Source organism: Pseudomonas fluorescens (assembly GCF_000968015.1).
In the GTDB taxonomy this organism is placed as follows: domain Bacteria; phylum Pseudomonadota; class Gammaproteobacteria; order Pseudomonadales; family Pseudomonadaceae; genus Aquipseudomonas; species Aquipseudomonas fluorescens_W.
In genome coordinates this window covers 1-20,191 of the sequence record NZ_LACH01000058.1, presented here as the reverse complement: position 1 = coordinate 20,191, position 20,191 = coordinate 1, and the positions used below count along the sequence as shown (strand labels likewise).

The following is a 20,191-nucleotide window of genomic DNA, read 5'->3' as shown; positions in this document are numbered from 1 at the left end:
AACTGAAACTGAATTGCCATCATTACAGATGGCAACACGACATCACCTGTGGGAGAGGGCTTATGTGGCGAGGGGGGCTTGCCCCCGTTCGGCTGCGCAGCAGTCGTAAAATCTGTGCTGTTGCCTAAATTTTGGGGCCGCTTCGCGACCCAACGGGGGCAAGCCCCCTCACCACAGGTCGCTCCCACAGGGGATTCATGCACTTATAATCCCCCGCTTGCCTGCATTCGAGACCGGTATGACCGCTATCCACATCAAGTTCCCCTCGCTGACGCTCAAGGCCGGACCTCGCGCCTTGGCGCGCATCCGTGAAAACGGTTTGAGCGCCGCCGATGTCGGCACACTGCCGGGTGCCGCCGGAGGTCCCAAGGCGTTGGGAATTCAAGGCCTGGACCTGGCGTTGTTCGGTGAATGGCTGCCGGCGGCACCGCGGGAGCGTTCGCTGATCGGTGCGTCGGTGGGTTCCTGGCGCTTCGCCAGCGCGTGTCTGCCGGATGCCGCCGAAGGTATCCGCCGCCTCGGTCACCTCTACACCGAGCAGAACTTTGCCAAGGGCGTGACCATGGCGCAGATCAGCCAGAGCTCCCGGCGCATGCTCGATGAGCTGCTTGATGGCCGCGATGCCTCGATTCTGGACAACGCTCATTACCGACTGAACATCATGGTGGTCAAAAGCCACGGCCTGCTGGCGGACGATCATCGCGGCCGACTGGGGTTGGGCCTGTCATCGGTGATCGCCGACAACCTGCGCGGCCGGGCGCGGCTGTCGCGGCATTTCGAGCGGCTGATCATTCACGATCCGCGCCTGGCACCGCCGGTCAATGCACTCAACGATTTCCCTTCGCGCTTCGTTGCGCTGAATGCAGGCAACCTGCGCCAGGCCTTGCTCGCGTCAGGCTCGATCCCGATGGTGATGGAAGGCGTGCGTGACTTGCCGGGTGCCGGTACTGGCACTTTTCGCGATGGCGGTCTGCTGGACTATCACCTCGACCTGCCCTACAGCGGCAACGACATCGTGCTCTACCCGCATTTCACCGACCGGGTCATTCCCGGCTGGTTCGACAAGACTCTGCCGTGGCGCCGCGCGTGTCCTGCGCGTTTGCAGGATGTCCTGTTGCTGGCGCCGTCGAAGGATTACCTGGCGCGCCTGCCCTACGGCAAACTTCCGGACCGCAATGACTTCAAACGCTTCATGGGCGATGCCCCGAGCCGGCAGAAATACTGGCGCACGACGATGGATGAAAGTCGTCGCATGGGCGATGAGTTCCTCGAACTGGCTGCCAGCGGTCGCCTCGGGGAGCGCTTGCTGACCCTTTAGTCAGTGTTTTCCCGCAACGCCAAACACAAACTGTTAAACTCGCCGCCTGCCCACATCGCCGCGGCGATCGCCACCTGACAGAGCTGAAACCACTGTGGAAATCTTCAAAGAATTTACCTTCGAATCCGCCCACCGCCTGCCTCACGTACCGGAAGGCCACAAGTGCGGCCGACTGCATGGTCACTCGTTCAAAGTGGCGATCCACCTGAGCGGCGACCTCGATCCGCACACAGGCTGGATCCGCGATTTCTCGGAAATCAAAGCGATCTTCAAGCCGCTCTACGAGCGTCTGGACCATAACTACCTGAACGACATTCCCGGTCTGGAAAACCCGACCAGTGAAGTCCTGGCCAAATTCATCTGGAAAGAATTGAAGCCTCTGCTGCCGGAACTCAGCGCGATCCGCATCCACGAGACGTGCACCAGCGGCTGCATCTATCGCGGTGAGTAAGCCGATCTAAAAGACAATGCAAAATCCCACAGGGGGTAATGCGTTTCGTCAGCGAATATAAAAACAGCCTTCAATGGCTGTTTTTTTATGCCTATGCTTTTTGGCTCCCCCACGCCAAGAGGACACCCCCAATGACTGACTGGCCGCTGCCTCAGACCTATCGCTTCAACGGGCGCTCCGTTCGCTACGCCGTACGGGGTGACGGCCCACCGTTGGTGTTTGTGCATGGCACGCCCTTCTCTTCTTACGTGTGGCACCGGATTGCGCCGCACTTCATCACCACCCATCGGGTGCATTACTTTGATCTGCTGGGTTATGGGCTATCGGAGAAATTCGACGGCGATGTGTCGCTGGGCGTGCAGAACGACCTGTTGGCTCACTTGCTGGATCACTGGGGTCTGGAGCGACCAGACCTCGTCGCTCACGACTTCGGCGGCGCCACCGCTCTGCGTGCTCACCTGCTGAACGGCAAGGACTACCGCACCCTGACGCTGATTGACCCCGTGGCGCTGACGCCCTGGGGTTCGCCGTTTGTGCAGCATGTGCGTCAGCACGAGGCGGCATTCAGTGGCCTGCCCGATTACATTCAGCGGGCGATTGTGCCGACCTATATTCGCGGGGCGATCAAGCGCGAAATCCCGGACGACGAACTCGCGCCTTACGTGCAGCCATGGCTCGGCGATCCGGGGCAAGCGGCGTTCTATCGGCAGATCGCGCAGATGGATGAGCGTTATACCCGTGAGGCCGAAGGGCTGTACCCGACGATTCGTTGTCCGGTGCAGATTCTGTGGGGAGAAGACGATCAGTGGATTCCCATTGAGCGTGGGCAGGCGTTGCATCGGATGATTCCGGGGTCGCGGTTTCAGGCGATTCCGAATGCCGGGCATCTGGTTCAGGAAGATGCGCCGGAAGCGATCGTAACGGCGTTGCTGCGATTTTTACCGCAACACAAATCCCCCTGAAAAAACCAACACCCCCTGTGGGAGCGAGCCTGCTCGCTCCCACAGGGTTCTGTGTTCCTTCAAGTGCACTGCTTTCGCCCCCTTTTGCGCGCCAAGTCTCTGCGCTCGGCTATACATAACTAACCACTCCACATTTGGCACGACCACTGCAACACGCCCCCGCGTCACTCATTCAGCAAGGAACGCCTCATGACGCAGAACGATCCCGGCAACGATTACCCCCTCAGCGAAGTCCCGATGCATGCCCGCAAAGGCCTGGCCTCAACGGCCATGGTGCTGCTGGGTTTCACCTTTTTTACTGCGACCATGTTTGCCGGCGGCAAGCTGGGTGTGGCGTTCAGTTTCGGCGAGATGATGGCGGTGATAATCGTCGGCAATCTGCTGCTGGGGATCTACGCCGCAGGCCTTGGCTACATCGCCTTCAAGAGCGGCCTGAACTCGGTGCTGATGGGGCGCTTTTGTTTCGGTGAAGTGGGCAGCAAGCTCAGCGACCTGATCCTCGGCTTTACCCAGATTGGCTGGTACGCCTGGGGCACGGCCACTGCCGCCGTGGTGCTGGGCAAGTATTTCGAATTGAGCGAGGGCACCGTTCTCGGGCTGATGGTGCTGTTTGGCCTGATGTTTTGCGCGACCGCGTATGTGGGTTACCGCGGCCTGGAGATTCTGTCGTACATCGCCGTACCGGCGATGATGTTGCTGCTGATGCTGTCGATGTGGGTCGCCACGGTGAAGGTCGGCGGGCTCGACGGTTTGCTCGCAGTAGTCCCGACGGGAACACTGGATTGGTCGACTGCCATTACTTTGGTGTTCGGCACCTTTGTCAGCGGCGCAACCCAGGCGACCAACTGGACGCGTTTCTCCCGTTCAGCACGCGTCGCGGTGCTGGCGAGCCTGATCGGTTTCTTCATCGGCAACGGTCTGATGGTGTTGATCGGTGCATACGGTGCCATCGTCTACCAGCAACCGGACGTGGTTGAAGTGTTGCTGTTGCAAGGCTTCGCCATGGCGGCGATGGCGATGTTGCTGCTCAATATCTGGAGCACCCAGGACAACACCATCTACAACTTCGCCGTCGCCGGTTGCAACCTGCTGCGCACCGGCCGTCGCAAGACCGTGACCCTGGCGGGCGCGGTGATCGGCACATTGCTGGCACTGTTGGGCATGTACGACATGCTGGTGCCCTACCTGATTTTGCTGGGCACTGTGATTCCACCGATTGGCGGCGTGATCATGGCGGACTTCTTCTACCGCTATCGTGGTCAATATCCACGTCTGGCCGATGCCCGGTTGCCGGCGTTCAACTGGTCCGGTTTGGCCGCTTACGCAGTCGGCACTGTGGCTGCATTCAGTTCACCGTGGGTCGCGCCACTGGTAGGGATTGCCGCTGCCGCGCTAACGTATGTGTTACTGACCGGCGTGCTGGGTGCCCGTACTGCCAACGCACCATTACAAGATCTATAAAAGGATTCGCCTGATGCACATCATCAACGCCCGCCTGCGCAACCAAGATGGCCTGCATGAGTTGCACCTGGAAAACGGCCTGATCAGCAGCATCGCCCGACAGACCGAAGCCCCAACCCTGGGGCCCGATGATCTGGACGCCGGCGGCAACCTGGTGGTGCCGCCCTTCGTCGAGCCACACATTCACCTCGACGCCACACTCACCGCCGGCGAGCCGCGCTGGAACATGAGCGGCACGCTGTTCGAAGGCATCGAGTGCTGGGGCGAGCGCAAGGTGACCATCACCGAAGAGGACACCAAAACCCGCGCCAAGAAAACCATCCAGACCCTCGCCGCCCACGGCATCCAGCACGTGCGCACCCATGTCGACGTCACCGACCCGCAGCTCACCGCGCTCAAGGCGATGCTCGAAGTGCGCGAGGAAAGTCGTCACCTGATCGACATGCAGATCGTTGCGTTCCCGCAGGAAGGCATCGAGTCGTACCGCAACGGTCGCGAGCTGATGGAAGAAGCGATCCGCATGGGCGCCGATGTGGTCGGCGGCATTCCGCATTTCGAGTACACCCGCGATCAAGGCGTGAGCTCAGTGAAATTCCTGATGGACCTGGCCGAGCGCACCGGTTGCCTGGTGGACGTGCATTGCGATGAAACCGACGACCCGCACTCACGTTTTCTGGAGGTGCTGGCTGAAGAAGCCCGCAGCCGCGACATGGGTTCGCGAGTGACCGCCAGCCACACCACGGCGATGGGCTCTTACGATAATGCTTACTGCGCCAAATTGTTCCGCCTGCTCGGGCATTCGGGGATCAGTTTTGTCTCCTGCCCCACCGAAAGCATTCACCTGCAAGGGCGCTTCGACAACTTCCCGAAACGCCGTGGCGTGACCCGTGTCAACGAACTGCTCGAAGCGGGGATGAACGTGTGTTTCGGCCAGGATTCGATCGTCGACCCGTGGTATCCGCTGGGTAACGGCAATATCTTGCGGGTGCTTGAAGCCGGCCTGCACATCTGCCACATGCTCGGTTACCGCAACCTGCAAAGCGCGCTGGACCTGGTCACCGACAACAGCGCCAAGGCCATGAATTTGGGGGATCGATATGGACTGGAACGCGGGCGGCCAGCGAATTTGCTGATTCTGTCGGCGGACAGCGATTACGAGGTGATCCGCAGCCAGGGCCTGCCGCTGTATTCGGTGCGCGATGGCAAGTTGTTGATGAAGCGACAGATGCCGGTGGTGGAGTTCTTCGGCGATCAGCGCTGAATTTTGCATTGACTGGGCTTGCCTCATCGCGAGCAAGCTCGCTCCCACATTTGACCTGTGTCTTACACAGTAATTGTGTCCACAGAAGATCTAATGTGGGAGCGAGCTTGCTCGCGATGGCGATCTAACAATCAACTCATCAACCGCGCCGTACCGAATAGCCTGACCTGACTCAATTCCCCCTCTAATTCCTCCAACAAAATCGGTGCAGTACCGCCGGGCATGACCACTTTCACCTCCCCAGCACTGACCCAACCCACCCGCCATGCGGCGCAGGCCACCGCACTGGCGCTGGTGCCCGACGACGCCGTAGGCCCTTCTCCGCGCTCGAATACCCGCGCGACGACTTGCCCTTCAGACTCAAGCATCGCCCATTGCAGATTCACACCCGCAGCACACGGCTCCCCCGCCCCGGTCGGCATGGCGTAAGCGATACGCGTCAGCCCTTCGGACAACCGCGGCTCGCGAATCTGCTTATTACTCGGCAATGCATCGGCGCTCTCTAAAAGTGTCACGCAATGAGGATTGCCGATGCGCACGAATTGGCTTCGAGACCAGGCGGGATCGAGCGCCGACAACGGCTGCACATGGCTGACGTCGCGACCGTTCAACAACACGTTTTCAACCCTTTTAGCCCCCACCGCGGCCGGCCCGAACGAGGGTTTGCCCAAATCCAGCCAGAAGCCTTTCACGCCCTCGACCTCGGCCGGTTTCACCGACGTGCTCACCGGTGAAACCGCATCAGCCTTGTCGTGATGAACCCTGAGCAAACAAACCTCGTCCCCCGGCAACAGCCCTTGCTCACTCAGGGCCTGAGAGAAAATCGTCAACCCGTTGCCACTGCGCTCGGCCAGGGTGCCGTCGGTGTTGACGATCAGCAGGTCAAACGGTGGCGAGTCTTGAAACGGCCCGATCAGCAAGCCATCGCAACGATGCGACTTGGCATTGGCCGGCCGCGAATGCGACGGCCATTCGCAGAATGCATCCACCGCTTGCCGGCTCCAGGCCGCCCGGGACGACGCGGCCTGCCCGGCCGTTGTCGGCAAGTCGACACCGGCGCGACGCACCGCTGCGGGAGATACCACGCCATAAATATTGCCGCGTGCATCGTAGAACTGCGCCATGTACCGGTCCTTTTTTATCTTTTGGGGCGGTGCCCACTCTAATGCTTCAACAGGCCTGCAATCACGCTTCACGCCTGAAAAAGCATTCTTTTCAGGGAGAAAGTGTTGGGCCAGGGTTCGCGCCGACACACCACTGACACCCGCGCTCGCGATGGAGGGTCAGGCTGTGCAAGGATGTCACCCTGCCTGACCGCGAACCTGGGCGGACGCTGATCGAACCCTCACTGGTGAGTCGCTGTCCCTTGTACGCGACGTTTTTTGCCAAGGATTGATATGACCAACCTCAACACCCAAACCGCATTTGTTCCCGGACGCCTGGAGCAGATGTCCACGCGCATCGCCTTTTTCATTGCCGGCTTCGGTATCGCTGCGTGGGCGCCGCTGGTGCCCTACGCCAAGGCTCGGGCCGGGCTGGATGAAGGGACGCTCGGTTTGCTGCTGTTGTGCCTGGGGGTGGGGTCGATTCTGGCGATGCCGATGGCGGGGCTTCTGGCCAGGCGTTTCGGTTGTCGCCGGGTGGTGAGCGCCGGGGTGTTGCTGATCTGTGCGGCCCTGCCGCTGCTCGCGACGGTGTCGTCGATTCCGGCGTTGATTGCCGCGTTGTTCATGTTCGGTGCGGGCCTTGGCACGGTGGATTCGACGGTGAACCTGCAAGCGGTGATCGTTGAACGGGCCAGCGGCAAGACCATGATGTCGGGTTTCCATGGGTTGTTCAGCCTCGGCGGGATTGTAGGTGCGGCGGGCGTCAGCGCCCTGCTCGGCTTCGGGGTTTCACCGCTGGGGGCGACGCTGGTGGTGATCGTTATGTTGCTGATCGCCCTGGCCAAGGCCGCGCCGCACCTCTTGCCTTACGGCAGCGAAAGTTCGGGGCCGGCGTTTGCCGTTCCCCATGGCATCGTGCTGTTCATCGGCGGGATGTGTTTCATCGTGTTCCTCGCCGAAGGCGCGGCGCTCGACTGGAGCGCGGTGTTCCTGGCGCAGGAGCGCGGGATCGACACCGCTTATGCGGGGCTGGGTTACGCGGCGTTTGCGTTGACCATGACTGTGGGACGTTTGACCGGTGATTCGATCGTGCGTCGTCTCGGCGCTACCCGGGTGATTGTGTTCGGTGGATTGACGGCCGCAGCGGGCCTGTTTGTGGCGACCTTCGCCCCGAGTTGGGAAGCGGCGCTGGTGGGTTATGCATTCTTGGGAGCGGGTTGTTCGAACATTGTGCCGGTGCTGTACACGGCGGTGGGCAAACAGACGGTGATGCCCGAAAGCGTCGCCGTGCCGGCCATTACCACGTTGGGCTACGCGGGTATTCTTGCGGGGCCTGCGTTGATCGGGTTTATCGCCCACGGCAGCAGTTTGAGTTTTGCCTTCGGGTTGATGGCGGTGTTGCTGGTGGCGGTGGCGATTGGCGGGAAGGTGCTGAAGGTCTGAAAGCGAAAAGATCGCAGCCTCCGGCAGCTCCTACAAGATGTACGCCATCCAAATGTAGGAGCTGCCGGAGGCTGCGATCTTTTGATCTTCAGCCGTTAAAACCCGACGCTGGCCTGCACAAAGAACGTGCGCGGTGCGCCAACGTACATCCCCGAGTTGTTGTCGCTGGAGCGGGTGAAGTACTGCTTGTCGAAAATGTTTTTCACCCCGGCGCCGACTTTCAGGTTCGAAAGCGTCGCGCCGAAGTCATAGCCGCCGCGTACGTTCCAGGTGACGTAGCCCGGGATGTCGCCGTACTGGCCGTCGGCGGTGCCTTCGGTGATGTACTTGTTGGTGAAGCTGCCGTCGGCATTCACGGCAACGCCCGGCGAACGCTGCTTGGACTGGGCAAACGCATCGAGGTTGTAGGTCCAGCGGTTGATGTCGTAACGCAAACCGGCAGTCGCCACCTGACGCGAATAGAACGGCAGGTCACGGCCCTTGAAGCCCGGGATCTCGCCTTCATAAACGGCACGCGTGTAGGTGAAACCAGCGTTGGCGGTCAAGCCGTCGAGCCGTGGGTCCAGTGCCGCCATGTCGTAGTGCACCGAGGCTTCGAGGCCTTGGTGCGTGGTCGCGCCGAGGTTGGTCCAGCCCGCATCGTTGCTGATGTATTGCAGCTCTTTATCGAAGTCGATGTAGAACAGCGTCACTTCCCCGCCCCACACATCATTGTTGTAGCGCGTGCCGACCTCGTAGGTCTTGGCCTTTTCCGGTTCCAGGCCATTGGCCGGTTCGTCACCCGCGCCACCCTGGCCGAGCTGGAAATACTGCAGGCTGCCAAACGAGGTTTCGTAGTTGGCGAACAGCTTCCACTCTTCCGACACGTGATACATCACGCTCAGGGCCGGCAGCGGCTCGTTGCTTTCGATGCTGCGGTTCTTTTCCAGCACCGGTTTGCCGGCGGTGTCGAGCACCGGGCGGTCGTGCCAATCGGTGCTGATGTGTTCAAAGCGGATGCCGGGGGTGATGGTCCAGTTACCGACGTCGATTTTGTTATCGACGTACACCGAGTTGGCTTCAGTGCCGCCGGTGCGGTCCTGATACACATGGCCGTCCGAGCTCTTGGTCACGACCGGCTCGTTGTTCACCAGCGCCAGGCGGCTAGCCTCTTCGTGCATGCCTTCCTTGAGGTAGCGATAACCGACACTGACTTCCTGGGTGGTCGGGCCGACGTCGAACACATGGGACACCCGCGGTTCAATCCCGAAGGTGTAGTAAGTACGCGGAAACGAGCCGAGGGTTTTCTGATCGCGAGCGGCGATGTTGCTGCCACGGAAGCTGTCGGAATAGTAGGTCAGCACTTCGGCCTGGGTGCGGTCGTCGATCTGCCGTGCCCACTTGAACGAGACGTCCTTGCGGCGTCCGCTGAAGTTGTCGTTGTTGCGGTCGGACTGGAACGGATCGGCGTCGTACTGCGCCTGGGTCAGGCCGCCCGGCATGTCGGCGCTGGCGTCGTAGTAGTGAAAGTTGAGGCTGAAATCGTCCACATCGGTGGGTGCCCAGTGGGTCTTGAGGATCACGTCGTCGATGTCGTTGCCGTTGTTGCGTTCGCGGTAACCGTTGCCATTCACGCCCGAGTACAGCAGAGCCATGCCGATGCCGTTGTCCGCGGTGCCGCCGAGAAACGCCGTGTCGATGTGCTTCCAGCCACCGTGCTGGGAGGTTTCCAGGGTGCTGCCGATTTCACCGGTGGCTTTCTCCGGGATCGCGCGAGTGACGAAGTTGATCACACCACCGACGTTCTGTGGCCCGTAACGCACGGAGCCGGCGCCGCGAACCACGTCGATGCTGTCGAGGTTGCCGGAAGAAATCGGCGCCATGGACAACTGCGGCTGGCCGTACGGGGCGAACGCTGCCGGTACGCCGTCAATCAGCACGGTGGAGCGTGGCGACAGGCGTGAAGTCAGGCCACGCACACCGACGTTCAGGGAAATGTCGCTGCCGCCGGTACCGTTGGCATCCTGCACTTGCACACCGGGCACGCGCTTCAGCACGTCGCCGACGTTCATTGCGCCCTGCTCGATCATTGCCTCGCGGCGAATCACAGTACGCGCGCCGGGGTGGTTCTGCACCACGGCGGCATCGGCGTCACCGAGCCAGTTGCCGACCACCTTGATGTCGGTCACGCCCAGCTCCAGCGGGCCATTGGCCGCAGACGTCGGTGCCGGCATCAACGTGACCGAACCCTGGTCGATCTGGTATTGCAGACCGCTGCCTTGCAGCAACTGGCGCAGCGCGTCTTCTGGAGAAAGGTTGCCGTCCACCGCCGGGGCCTGTTTGCCGGCGACCAGCTCAGGGCTGAAGAACACCTGCAGCGAGGTCTGCTGACCCAGTTCACTCAAGGCCTGACCCAAGGGTTGCGCCGGGATGTGAATCGCGTCGGCGGCAAACGCCTGGGGCAGCGCCGTGCTGACAGCCAGGGCGAGAGCGAGGCGCAACCAAGGTGATTTGTTGTTTTTAGCGGTGGATTTTTTCACGTCGAACGTAGTCCTGTGGATCGCAAGAGTGTGCGTCTGTTAATGCAAACCAGTTGCAGTTGGACAGGAAGACGATCAACTCGAAAAAAACCTGAATTTATTTTGAAATTATTTCCTGACTGCCGTCATCGAGGGTGCGCACGGCCACCGGCAGAATGCTCGGCAAGGCCTTAAGCAGTGCGTCGGTGTTGTCGGATTTGAACACGCTGGTCAGGCGCAGATTGCCCACTTTGTCGTTGCCGACGGTGAGCGGTTTCTCCCGATAGCGCGACACTTCCTCGGCGACGTCGCTGAGTCTGGCGTTGGTGAACACCAGTTTGCCGCTGCGCCAGGCGGTCAGCTCGGCAGGGTTGACCGCGTAGGCAGCGGCCACTTCGCCTTGGGCATCGATGTGCGTGCCGAGGCCGGCCGTGAGGCTGATGAAATCGCTGCCCGCCGTTGCATGCCCCTGAACCTTGACGGTGCCCTGCTCCACCACGACCCGGGTTTGGGTGGTATCGCGGCGCACATCAAAACGGGTGCCGGTGACTGTGACCTTGCCGCTGCCCGCCTCGACCACGAAGGGCCGGCGGGTGTCGTGCTCGACACTGAACATCGCTTCACCCTGCGTCAGCTCGATGCTACGGCGGTCGTTTTCATAGCGCACCTGAACGCGACTGCGGCTGTTCAGGTCGATCACCGAACCGTCCGGCAACGCCACATGACGTCGCTCGCCCAGGGCAGTGGAAAATTCGGCGGTGTAGATCGCCGGGTGATTCAAACCGCTGAACAACCCCAAACCGAGCGCGACGGCCAACACACTGGCGGCCACCGCATAACGCACCAGCGAGCGACGTTTGCTGCGGGCCGGTGGGGTTTCACACAAGGCTTGCAGACGCGCCGCCGGCAGCAAATCCGCCGCCGCCCACAAGCCCTGGAGCAACTTGAATTCGTCGCGATGCTGAGGGTGTTCGTTCAGCCAGGCTTCGAAATGTCGATGCGCTTCGACATTGATCGCAGGTTCCTGCAAACGCACAAACCACCGCGCCGCCTCGTCGCGAACCGTTGTTTGCCCGCACGCACAATCACGAGTATCCATCATGGAAGTTCCTGTTTGGCTGGGGATGAGAAGGCACCGAAGATCTGGCTTACGTAGGAGCTGCCGCAGGCTGCGATCTTTTGATCTTGATCTCCAACGATTTCAATGCCGCCAAAACATCGCAGGCTTCGCCAGCTCCTACAAAAGACACCGCACATCATGATTGCAATCCGTCAAGGCGGTCGCGCAGATGCCGCAGCGTGCGGATCATATACTTTTCCACCATGTTCTTGGACAGACCAAGGCGTTCGGCGATTTCAGCCTGGGTCAGGCCTTCGATCTTCTGCCAGACAAACACCTTGCGGCAGTTGACCGGCAACTCGGTGAGCGCCCGTTCGATGGAGTCAGCCAACTGGATCGCATGCATGAAATGCTCCGGGTCGCCGGACGACGACACACTGTGATCAACCGCCTCCGACTCCATGGCACCCCGCCGATCCTCCCGCCGATAACCATCCACCGCAATGTTGCGTGCGGTCTGGTGCAAATACGCCCGAGGTTGTGCAACCGTCGCCGAATCGGACTCAAGCACCCTCACGAAGGTGTCGTGGGCCAGGTCCTCGGCCTGCTGACGATTTCTCAGGCGACGGGTCCAGGTCCCGACCAACTCTTCGTAATGCTCGAAAAAGCCGTGTCTGCGGGGCAGCTTGGGGGTCATTGCGGCGTGCTGTGAAGACGAGGCGTGAATAGTAATGCTTCCTATTAACCGGAAGCAACGGATTCCAGACCGGCGCTGCACAGGTTTTTGCGCCCCTGCCAATCCGCTGGTGACCCTGTTTGTAAAGGGGCGCCGAAAAGCGTAATGCTGATCAGTTAAGCCGCAATGCAATCTGTAGCAGCTGAAATTGCTTAACTCCTGAGGATTTTCCAACGAGTCACCACCGATGACCCGTTTCAAACGCTTGATGATTTCTCCCATCAACTGGTCGCAATCCATCAATCCCACCACCTCCCCGCGCCCTAGATTAACTCCCAGAACAAGCAGCCGTGCCGTGCGGCCAGTCACTGTGGAGATCACCCCATGCAAAGTTTCCAAACCCGCAAACAGCAAAGCCCCGTTGACGGCTGGGACCATCAGGACCCGGAAGAGGCCTTCACCCTGCCCTCGCGTTACTTCTTCGACGAGACCCTGTTCAAGGCCGAACGCGACAACATTTTCATGCACGCCTGGCACGTGGCCGGGCATGTCAGCGAGTTCGCCGAACCGGGTCAGTACGTGGTCACGGATCTGTTCGACCAGAGCGTGGTGGTGGCAAAAAATCGTCAGGGCCAGATCCATGCGTTCCACAACGTTTGCCAGCACCGCGGCAATCGCTTGCTCGAAGAACGTCGCGGCACGACCGGCGGCGTGGTGCGTTGCGCTTATCACTCATGGTGCTACGAGATGGACGGCAGCCTGCGCAGCGCGCCGCGTTGCGAGAAGATGAAAAACTTTGAGTTGCAGCAGTTCAACATTCCGCAAATTCGCACCGAGGAACTGGGCGGGTTCATCTACTTCAATCTTGATCCGGCCGCGCCCTCGTTGCGGGACCTGTTTCCCGGTGCCGATGAGGAAATGCGGCGGGTGTTTCCAGACCTTGCGAACATGCGCCTGATCGAGGAGCAGGATGTGATCGTGCCGGCCAACTGGAAGGTGATCATGGACAACTCCATCGAGGGCTATCACTTCAAGTTGTCCGGGCCGTGCCATATCGACCTCGCCAAACTCATCGACTTCAAGGGCTATCAGTTGACCAAACGCGACAACTGGTGGACCTACGTCGCCCCGGCCAACCTCTCGGTGACCGAAGCTTATGGCGTACCGCTGAAAAGTCAGGTGAACCCCAACGAATGCTTTTTCAACATCGGCATGTGGCCGAACAACACTTTCTATACCTTCCCGTTCTCGGAGTTTCTCGGCTCGTTCATCATGATTCCGCTGGATGCCGAACGCTCGCTGCTGCGCTTTGGTTACTACTCCACCAACACCGAGACCGCCGCTGTCACTGAGTCCTGCATGAAATGGATGAATGAGGATCTGGGACCGGAAGACATCGCGTTGAACATCTCGGTGCAGAAGGGTTTGCATTCCCTCGGTTACGACCAGGGCCGCTACATGATCGACGCCCAGCGCAGCAATGAAAGCGAGCATCTGGTGCATCACTTCCATCGCCTGGTGTTCAACGGTATTCACGGGCCGTCCGCAATCTGAGCCAACACAGTACCTGTGGGAGCGAGCCTGCTCGCGATAGCGGCGTGTCAGTCAGCATCAATGTTGAATGATCAATTGCCTTCGCAAGCAGGCTCGCTCCCACAGGTTTTGTGTCGCGATTTTTAATTAAAGGAGCACAGCGAACCATGGCCGATCATGAGTTTGATTACCTGATTGTGGGCGCCGGGTCTGCGGGCTGCGTGTTGGCCAACCGGTTGGGTGAAGACCCGTCGGTGCAGATTTTAGTGCTGGAAGCCGGCCCGACCGACAAGAGCTGGACCATCGACATGCCGTCCGCCGTAGGGATTGTGGTCGGCGGTACACGCTTCAACTGGAGCTACAGCTCCGAGCCGGAACCGTATCTGGATGGACGCCGGATCGGCACACCACGAGGCCGGACGCTGGGCGGCTCGTCGTCGATCAACGGCATGGTTTACATCCGTGGCCATGCCCGGGATTACGACGGCTGGGCCGATCAAGGCTGTGACGGTTGGAGTTACCAGGAGGTGTTGCCGTACTTCAAGCGTGCGCAAACCCACGCCGACGGCGCGGATGATTACCGAGGGGCTGCGGGGCATTTGCACGTCACACCGGGCGATACGGCGACACCTTTGTGCGCAGCATTTTTGGCCGCCGGCGCCGAGGCAGGGTATGGCTTGAGCCGCGATTTGAACGGCTATCGACAGGAAGCGTTCGGGCCAGTGGATCGCACCACTCGCGCCGGGCGGCGCTGGAGCACTTCGCGGGGGTATCTGAGCGAGGCGCTGGCTCGGGGCAATGTTCGGGTGGCCGCCGACGCGTTGGCGTTGCGCATCCTGTTCGACGGCAATCGCGCTGTCGGGATCGAATACGAGCAGAACGGTGAGACTCATAACGCTCATGCCCGACGCGAAGTATTACTGACCGCCGGAGCGATCAATTCTGCGCAGTTGTTGTTGCTCTCTGGCGTGGGTCCGGCGGCCGAATTGCGCGATCTGGAGATCACGGTGAAACATGACCTGCCCGGTGTTGGCCGGCGGCTCAACGACCATCCGGACACTGTTGTGCAGTACCTGTGCAAAAAACCGGTGTCGCTGTATCCGTGGACCACCGCGCCGGGCAAATGGTGGATCGGCGCACGCTGGTTCGCCACCCACGACGGATTGGCGGCGAGCAATCATTTCGAGGCCGGCGCGTTTATCCGTTCCCGTGCGGGCGTAGAACACCCGGATTTGCAACTGACCTTCATGCCGCTGGCCGTCCAACCGGGCAGCGTCGACCTGGTGCCAAGTCATGCATTCCAGATCCACATCGACCTGATGCGCCCCACCAGTCTGGGCAGCGTCACGCTGAACAGCGCCGACCCTCGACAGCCGCCGCGCATCCTGTTCAATTACCTGAAAACCGAGCAGGATCGAGCTGACATGCGCGCCGGTGCGCGGCTGGTGCGCGAGATTATCGAGCAACCGGCCATGGCCGCGTTCAAAGGTGAAGAGTTGGTCCCGGGCCCCGGCGCGCAGAGCGATGAAGCGCTGGATGCCTGGGCCAGGCAGGTCACGGAAACCGGCTACCATGCCAGCGGCACCTGCAAGATGGGGCCGGCCTTTGATCCGGAAGCGGTGGTCGATCCGCAGCTGCGAGTGCATGGACTCGACGGTTTGCGGGTGGTGGACGCCTCGATCATGCCGGTGATCGTCAGCGGCAACACCAATGCGCCGACGGTGATGATCGCGGAAAAGGCCAGCGACATGATTCGCGGATTGACGCCCCTGCCGACCTCTGATGCGCCGGTGTGGATTCATCCGCAGTGGCAGACACAGCAACGATGATGTTTGAACGCAGAGATGACGCATGAGCAATCCACCGCCCGACAACGCAGCGCTCCCCGAAACCCGTTTCACCTGGCGGCGCGGCGATGTCGCGCCGTTGCGGGTGGCGGTGCTGCTGTTGCCGTCGTTTTCCAACTTCGGGTTAGCCGCGGTGCTGGAGCCACTGGCGATCGCCAATTGGCTGACCCAGCGCCAACTGTTTGAGTGGACGCTGTTATCGCTGGACGGTGAACCGGTGCAGGCCAGCAATGGCCTGACGACCGTGGCCAACGAGGGTCTGCGCGCAGATCAGGGTTTCGATGTGTGCCTGGTGATCGCCAGTTTTGACGTGCACAAACACAGCCGCAACCTGGCGCTCAAGAGCTGGCTGCGCAAACAGGCGTTGTTCGGCGCGGTGTTGATGGGCGTGGAAACCGGCACAGAATTACTCGCGGCCGCCGGCGTGCTCGACGGCTATGAAGCCGCGGTGCACTGGGACAATCTACAGGGCTTTCAGGAGAGCTATCCCCGCGTTCACGCCAAGCCGCAGCTCTATACGCTTGAGCGTCAGCGCATGACCTGCGCCGGCGCAACCACGACGCTGGACATGCTGCTCGGCTGGATCGGCCAAAGTATCGACAGCGATCTGGCGCGGGAGATCGGCATGCACCTGCTGATGGGCCAGGTCCGTGCGCCGGCGGACAATCAACTCGATGGCGGCCTGACCAACACCGGCCTGTACGGCAGCAAGATTCGTCGTGCGGTGCAGTTGATGGAAAAGGCGCTGGAAGAACCGCTCGATTGCGAGGCGATTGCCAGCCAGGTCGGCCTCTCGCGGCGGCAACTGGAGCGGCAGTTCAAGCACCAGACCGGCCTGTCGCCGCTCAAGTACTACATCACGTTGCGGCTGGCCAAGGCCCACAGCCTGCTGCAGCAAACTCGCTTGAGCGTGGCGCAAGTGGCGGCGTGTTCAGGGTTTGGTTCGCTGGAGCACTTTTCCCGCACCTACCGCGCTCGCTTCGGTTGCCCGCCCAGCGAGGACCGCAGCCAGGTCTGGACCGCCCCGGTGATGCGTCAGCCGCTGCGCAAGGAGCACCGGCCGGCCGGGGCGGATTGAATTCATAGCCGATAACCCGCTTCTTCCTCGTCCAGAATGCCCATCAGCGCGCTGAAATGTTTGTCGGCGAAACCTGGGTAATCGAGCCATTGTCGACAGGTCTTGCGGGCGATTTCATCACTGGCGATGCGCAACTCGCGCCCCGTTGAAAGTGCGGTGATGTAGGTCTCGCAGGCCCGTTCGAAGTAGTACAGATCATCGAACGCCTGGGCGATGGTCGGCGCCGCGACCAGCAGGCCATGGTTGCCCATCAACAGAATCGGTTTGTCTTCCAGCAGATGACTGACGCGCTCGGCTTCGTCTCCCAGGCCCATGCCATCGAATCCATCGTCGATGGCCACCCGCTCAAAAAATCGCATGGCGTTCTGTTCGATCGGCGGCAGTCGCGAATCCGCCAGGCAGGCCAGCGCCGTTGCATATCTGGAATGCGTGTGGAGGATGCAACGGGCGTGCGGTTGGTTGCGATGCAAGGCGCTGTGCAAGGCCCATGCGGTGATGTCCGGCGCGTCCGGGCGATCCAGGCTCGCGGGGTCATCGGCATTCACCAGCAGCAGGTCGCTGGCCTTGATCCGTGAGAAATGCTTGCCGTATGGATTGATCAAAAATTCCCGCCCGTCATCTGACACCGCCACGCTGAAGTGATTGGCAATGGACTCATGCAGGTTCAGCCGCGCCGCCCAGCGAAAGGCGCAGGCCAGGCTGATTCTCAGTTGCTCGACAGGTTGATTCATCGCGTCCCCCACAGTTCGTTTGACCGGATGCTTGGCAGTGTAGAGAGACGCCTGGCGGGCACTTGACGGGAAACGACATTGACTGCCGTTATCTCGCGGCAGGGAAGCCGTGGAAAAACGGCGTGGTTATGCCGCGTTTGATCAATAGCCGCGTTGCCGACGCCGCCATAGTGAGCACCACGACCCACTTGGCTGGAGACGCAAATGACGCAGATTCCCTTGTTCATCGCAGGCCGTTGGCAGGCACCACAGGCGGCGCGCTACCGCGACATCATCAACCCCGCAACCGAAGAAGTGCTGGCGCAAGTAGCCGTGGCCGGGGCTGTCGATGCGCAGTTGGCAATCAGTGCCGCACGCCAGGCATTCGATCAGGGGCCTTGGCCGACGATGGCGGTGACCGCGCGTGCGCAGCTCATGCAGCGGATCGCCGGTTTGATCGAACGGGACGCCGAACACCTCGCCCGTCTGGAAACCCTCAACGCCGGAAAAACCCTGGGTGAAAGCCTCGGCGACGTCGCTAACGTGGTCGCTACGTTCCGCTATTACGCGGCGCTGCTGGAAACCGAAAGTGCCAGTGTCAACAGCCATGCCCCGGCCCACGTCATCAGTTTCAACCAACGTGAACCGGTGGGCGTGTGTGCCTTGATCGCGCCATGGAACTATCCGCTGCTGCAAGCCGTGTGGAAGATCGCCCCGGCCCTGACCGCTGGTAACACCGTGGTGTTCAAACCCAGCAGCCTCACGCCGATGACGGCCCATCGCTTGACCGAGTTACTCGCCGAAGCAGACCTTCCGGCCGGCGTGTTCAACCTGCTCTGCGGTCCGGGTGACGTCGGTGAATTGCTCGCGGCCAGCGATGAAGTGGACCTGGTGTCGCTGACCGGTGGCGCGGGTGCCGGCGGCAAGGTGATGCGTGCGGCCACCGGTAATTTCAAACGCGTGGCGCTGGAACTGGGCGGCAAGAATCCGAACATCGTGTTCGCCGATGCCGACTTTGAAGTGGCGCTGGATCAGGCGCTGAACGCAGTGTTTTTCAATGCCGGGCAAATCTGTTCCGCCGGTTCCCGGCTGTTGGTGGAGGACGGGATTCACGATCGATTTGTCGAAGCCTTGCAGCAACGGATTCTGAACATCCGTCTGGGCGATGGCCTCGACCCGCTCACACAAATGGGTCCGTTGATCTCTGCAGGTCAGCGCGATCAGATCCTCACGATGATTGCCGGTGCCGTCGAACAAGGCGCGACCTTGCTGGCCGGCGGGACGATTCCCGAGCAGTTCGACCGCGGCTTCTGGCTGCGGCCAACTTTGCTGGGCAACGTTACAGCCGAGATGCGAATCGCCCAGGAAGAAATTTTCGGTCCGGTGATCACCGTCGAGCGTTTCAGCGGCGAAGCCCAGGCGCTGCAACTGGCCAATGACACACCCTACGGTCTGGCTGCCGGGGTCTGGACCCGAGACATCGGCAAGGCTTACCGCATGGCTAAACGCCTGCGGGTCGGCACCTTGTGGATCAATGACTACAACGCGGCGTTTCCACAAGCGCCGTGGGGTGGCTACAAGTCCAGCGGCATCGGCCGCGAACTGTCGCGGGCCGGGCTGGATGAGTTCACCGAGCTCAAGCACATCTACTTCAATACCGAACCGGCGCCGCTGAACTGGTTTGGTGTTAATGCATAACGTTGAGGAGTTGATCCCATGAAAGCCCTTGTGTTGCTTGCCGCCCTCAGCCTGCCGTTGCTGGCTCAGGCAGCGGAACCGGAATCCTGCGCCACGGTGCGTTTTTCCGATGTCGGCTGGACCGACATCACCGTCACCACGGCCATCGCCAGCGAAGTACTGGAGTCCCTCGGCTACAAAACCAAAACCACCCTGCTGTCGATTCCTGTGACCTACCGCGCACTGTCATCCGGCAAAGAGCTCGACGTATTCCTCGGCAACTGGATGCCCACCACCGAAAACGACATCAAGCCTTACCGCGATGCCGGCACCGTGGAAACCGTACGCGCCAACCTGCACGGCGCCAAGTACACCCTGGCGGTACCCGATTACGTGTACGACGCCGGGTTGCACGACTTTGCCGACATCGCCAGATTCAAGGACAAACTCAACGGCCAGCTCTACGGCATCGAACCGGGTAACGACGGCAATCGCCTGATCCAGGGCATGATCGACAAGGATGCTTTTGGCCTGAAGGACTTCAAAATCGTCGAATCCAGCGAAGCGGCGATGCTCTCGCAACTCAAGCGTGCCACCCGCAAAAACGAATGGATGGTGTTCCTCGGCTGGGAACCGCACCCGATGAACACCCGCAACAAGATGAAGTACCTCAGCGGCGGCGATGAGTACTTCGGGCCGAATTTTGGCCAGGCAACGGTTTACACCAATGTGCGCAAGGACTATCTCAAAGAGTGCAGCAACGTCGGTAAATTGCTGCAGAACATGGAGTTCACGCTGGCCATGGAGAACCAGTTGATGGATGCGGTATTGAACCAGAACCAGAAACCGCGGGCGGCAGCAAAAGCCTGGCTCAAGGCGAACCGGGCAGTGTTGGAAGCGTGGTTGTCGGGTGTCAGTAGCCGCGATGGTCAGGATGGAGTGAAGGTGGCGGCGGCCAGGTTGGCAAGCCAATAACAAAACTGCGATAGCGGTGTACCCGGCAATATCTTTATCAACCGGACGGCCGTCATCGCGAGCAAGCTCGCTCCCACAGGGGATCTGCGGTGGGCACACAATCTTCGTGCGTCAGCGATCAATGTGGGAGGGAGT

16 protein-coding genes are annotated in these 20,191 nt (G+C 60.8%); 11 read left to right on the top strand and 5 right to left on the bottom strand.

Annotated features, from left to right (window positions below):
- Nucleotides 1-238 precede the first annotated feature (238 nt).
- The 5 genes from VD17_RS24440 (at nucleotide 239) to codA (ending at nucleotide 5,453) form a co-directional block, all read left to right on the top strand.
- The gene (locus VD17_RS24440; RefSeq protein WP_046056061.1) at nucleotides 239-1,318 is read left to right on the top strand and encodes a patatin-like phospholipase family protein; all 1,080 of its coding nucleotides are present in this window, start codon (nucleotides 239-241) and stop codon (nucleotides 1,316-1,318) included.
- 94 nt (nucleotides 1,319-1,412) lie between these two features.
- Nucleotides 1,413-1,769: a 6-carboxytetrahydropterin synthase QueD gene (gene queD / locus VD17_RS24435; protein WP_046056060.1), complete on the top strand. Its 357-nt coding sequence runs from the start codon at nucleotides 1,413-1,415 to the stop codon at nucleotides 1,767-1,769.
- A 131-nt stretch (nucleotides 1,770-1,900) separates the two neighbouring features.
- On the top strand, nucleotides 1,901-2,731 hold the full coding sequence (locus tag VD17_RS24430; protein ID WP_046056059.1) for an alpha/beta fold hydrolase: 831 nt from the start codon (nucleotides 1,901-1,903) through the stop codon (nucleotides 2,729-2,731).
- A gap of 189 nt (nucleotides 2,732-2,920) precedes the next feature.
- Complete coding sequence (gene codB / locus VD17_RS24425; RefSeq protein ID WP_046056058.1) at nucleotides 2,921-4,192, top strand: cytosine permease; 1,272 nt, start codon at nucleotides 2,921-2,923, stop codon at nucleotides 4,190-4,192.
- Nucleotides 4,193-4,205: 13 nt separating this feature from the next.
- Nucleotides 4,206-5,453, top strand: a complete 1,248-nt coding sequence (codA, locus tag VD17_RS24420; RefSeq protein ID WP_046056057.1) for a cytosine deaminase — start codon at nucleotides 4,206-4,208, stop codon at nucleotides 5,451-5,453.
- A 131-nt stretch (nucleotides 5,454-5,584) separates the two neighbouring features.
- Here codA and VD17_RS24415 read toward each other — a convergent pair whose 3' ends face one another.
- Nucleotides 5,585-6,577, bottom strand: coding sequence for a DeoR family transcriptional regulator (locus tag VD17_RS24415; RefSeq protein WP_046056056.1), 993 nt, complete (start codon nucleotides 6,575-6,577; stop codon nucleotides 5,585-5,587).
- A 273-nt stretch (nucleotides 6,578-6,850) separates the two neighbouring features.
- Here VD17_RS24415 and VD17_RS24410 point away from each other — a divergent pair, with 273 nt between their 5' ends.
- Nucleotides 6,851-8,002: an MFS transporter gene (locus VD17_RS24410; protein WP_046056055.1), complete on the top strand. Its 1,152-nt coding sequence runs from the start codon at nucleotides 6,851-6,853 to the stop codon at nucleotides 8,000-8,002.
- Between the two features lie 95 nt (nucleotides 8,003-8,097).
- On the opposite strand, the gene VD17_RS24405 is transcribed toward VD17_RS24410, so the two are convergent.
- The 3 genes from VD17_RS24405 to VD17_RS24395 all read right to left on the bottom strand — a co-directional run bounded on the left by VD17_RS24405 (nucleotide 8,098) and on the right by VD17_RS24395 (nucleotide 12,257).
- Entirely contained in the window at nucleotides 8,098-10,521 is a 2,424-nt protein-coding gene (locus VD17_RS24405; protein ID WP_046056054.1) for a TonB-dependent siderophore receptor, read from the bottom strand.
- 97 nt (nucleotides 10,522-10,618) lie between these two features.
- On the bottom strand, nucleotides 10,619-11,602 hold the full coding sequence (locus tag VD17_RS24400) for a FecR family protein (RefSeq protein WP_046056053.1): 984 nt from the start codon (nucleotides 11,600-11,602) through the stop codon (nucleotides 10,619-10,621).
- 154 nt (nucleotides 11,603-11,756) lie between these two features.
- Complete coding sequence (locus VD17_RS24395) at nucleotides 11,757-12,257, bottom strand: sigma-70 family RNA polymerase sigma factor (RefSeq protein ID WP_046056052.1); 501 nt, start codon at nucleotides 12,255-12,257, stop codon at nucleotides 11,757-11,759.
- Between the two features lie 363 nt (nucleotides 12,258-12,620).
- Here VD17_RS24395 and VD17_RS24390 point away from each other — a divergent pair, with 363 nt between their 5' ends.
- The 3 genes from VD17_RS24390 to VD17_RS24380 all read left to right on the top strand — a co-directional run bounded on the left by VD17_RS24390 (nucleotide 12,621) and on the right by VD17_RS24380 (nucleotide 16,694).
- Entirely contained in the window at nucleotides 12,621-13,790 is a 1,170-nt protein-coding gene (locus tag VD17_RS24390) for an aromatic ring-hydroxylating oxygenase subunit alpha (protein WP_046056051.1), read from the top strand.
- 146 nt (nucleotides 13,791-13,936) lie between these two features.
- Nucleotides 13,937-15,598, top strand: coding sequence for a choline dehydrogenase (locus VD17_RS24385; protein WP_046056050.1), 1,662 nt, complete (start codon nucleotides 13,937-13,939; stop codon nucleotides 15,596-15,598).
- Nucleotides 15,599-15,620: 22 nt separating this feature from the next.
- Nucleotides 15,621-16,694 carry a GlxA family transcriptional regulator gene (locus tag VD17_RS24380; RefSeq protein WP_046056049.1) on the top strand — a complete coding sequence of 358 codons (1,074 nt, stop codon included), beginning with the start codon at nucleotides 15,621-15,623 and terminating at the stop codon, nucleotides 16,692-16,694.
- A gap of 2 nt (nucleotides 16,695-16,696) precedes the next feature.
- Here VD17_RS24380 and VD17_RS24375 read toward each other — a convergent pair whose 3' ends face one another.
- Nucleotides 16,697-17,425, bottom strand: a complete 729-nt coding sequence (locus VD17_RS24375) for a class II aldolase and adducin N-terminal domain-containing protein (protein WP_046056048.1) — start codon at nucleotides 17,423-17,425, stop codon at nucleotides 16,697-16,699.
- 204 nt (nucleotides 17,426-17,629) lie between these two features.
- On the opposite strand from VD17_RS24375, the gene VD17_RS24370 reads away from it, so the two are divergent.
- Both VD17_RS24370 and VD17_RS24365 read left to right on the top strand, forming a co-directional pair.
- Nucleotides 17,630-19,102: an aldehyde dehydrogenase family protein gene (locus tag VD17_RS24370; protein WP_046056047.1), complete on the top strand. Its 1,473-nt coding sequence runs from the start codon at nucleotides 17,630-17,632 to the stop codon at nucleotides 19,100-19,102.
- An 18-nt stretch (nucleotides 19,103-19,120) separates the two neighbouring features.
- Complete coding sequence (locus VD17_RS24365) at nucleotides 19,121-20,056, top strand: choline ABC transporter substrate-binding protein (protein ID WP_046056046.1); 936 nt, start codon at nucleotides 19,121-19,123, stop codon at nucleotides 20,054-20,056.
- The last annotated feature ends 135 nt before the right edge of the window (nucleotides 20,057-20,191 follow it).

Excerpts from the sequence above, each read along its gene's own strand:
- VD17_RS24440 (WP_046056061.1), top strand. The coding sequence starts at position 239 with ATGACCGCTATCCACATCAAGTTCCCCTCGCTGACGCTCAAGGCCGGA.
- VD17_RS24430 (WP_046056059.1), top strand. The coding sequence starts at position 1,901 with ATGACTGACTGGCCGCTGCCTCAGACCTATCGCTTCAACGGGCGCTCC.
- codB (WP_046056058.1), top strand. The coding sequence starts at position 2,921 with ATGACGCAGAACGATCCCGGCAACGATTACCCCCTCAGCGAAGTCCCG.
- codA (WP_046056057.1), top strand. The coding sequence starts at position 4,206 with ATGCACATCATCAACGCCCGCCTGCGCAACCAAGATGGCCTGCATGAG.
- VD17_RS24415 (WP_046056056.1), bottom strand. The coding sequence starts at position 6,577 with ATGGCGCAGTTCTACGATGCACGCGGCAATATTTATGGCGTGGTATCT.
- VD17_RS24410 (WP_046056055.1), top strand. The coding sequence starts at position 6,851 with ATGACCAACCTCAACACCCAAACCGCATTTGTTCCCGGACGCCTGGAG.
- VD17_RS24400 (WP_046056053.1), bottom strand. The coding sequence starts at position 11,602 with ATGATGGATACTCGTGATTGTGCGTGCGGGCAAACAACGGTTCGCGAC.
- VD17_RS24395 (WP_046056052.1), bottom strand. The coding sequence starts at position 12,257 with ATGACCCCCAAGCTGCCCCGCAGACACGGCTTTTTCGAGCATTACGAA.
- VD17_RS24390 (WP_046056051.1), top strand. The coding sequence starts at position 12,621 with ATGCAAAGTTTCCAAACCCGCAAACAGCAAAGCCCCGTTGACGGCTGG.
- VD17_RS24385 (WP_046056050.1), top strand. The coding sequence starts at position 13,937 with ATGGCCGATCATGAGTTTGATTACCTGATTGTGGGCGCCGGGTCTGCG.
- VD17_RS24380 (WP_046056049.1), top strand. The coding sequence starts at position 15,621 with ATGAGCAATCCACCGCCCGACAACGCAGCGCTCCCCGAAACCCGTTTC.
- VD17_RS24375 (WP_046056048.1), bottom strand. The coding sequence starts at position 17,425 with ATGAATCAACCTGTCGAGCAACTGAGAATCAGCCTGGCCTGCGCCTTT.
- VD17_RS24370 (WP_046056047.1), top strand. The coding sequence starts at position 17,630 with ATGACGCAGATTCCCTTGTTCATCGCAGGCCGTTGGCAGGCACCACAG.
- VD17_RS24365 (WP_046056046.1), top strand. The coding sequence starts at position 19,121 with ATGAAAGCCCTTGTGTTGCTTGCCGCCCTCAGCCTGCCGTTGCTGGCT.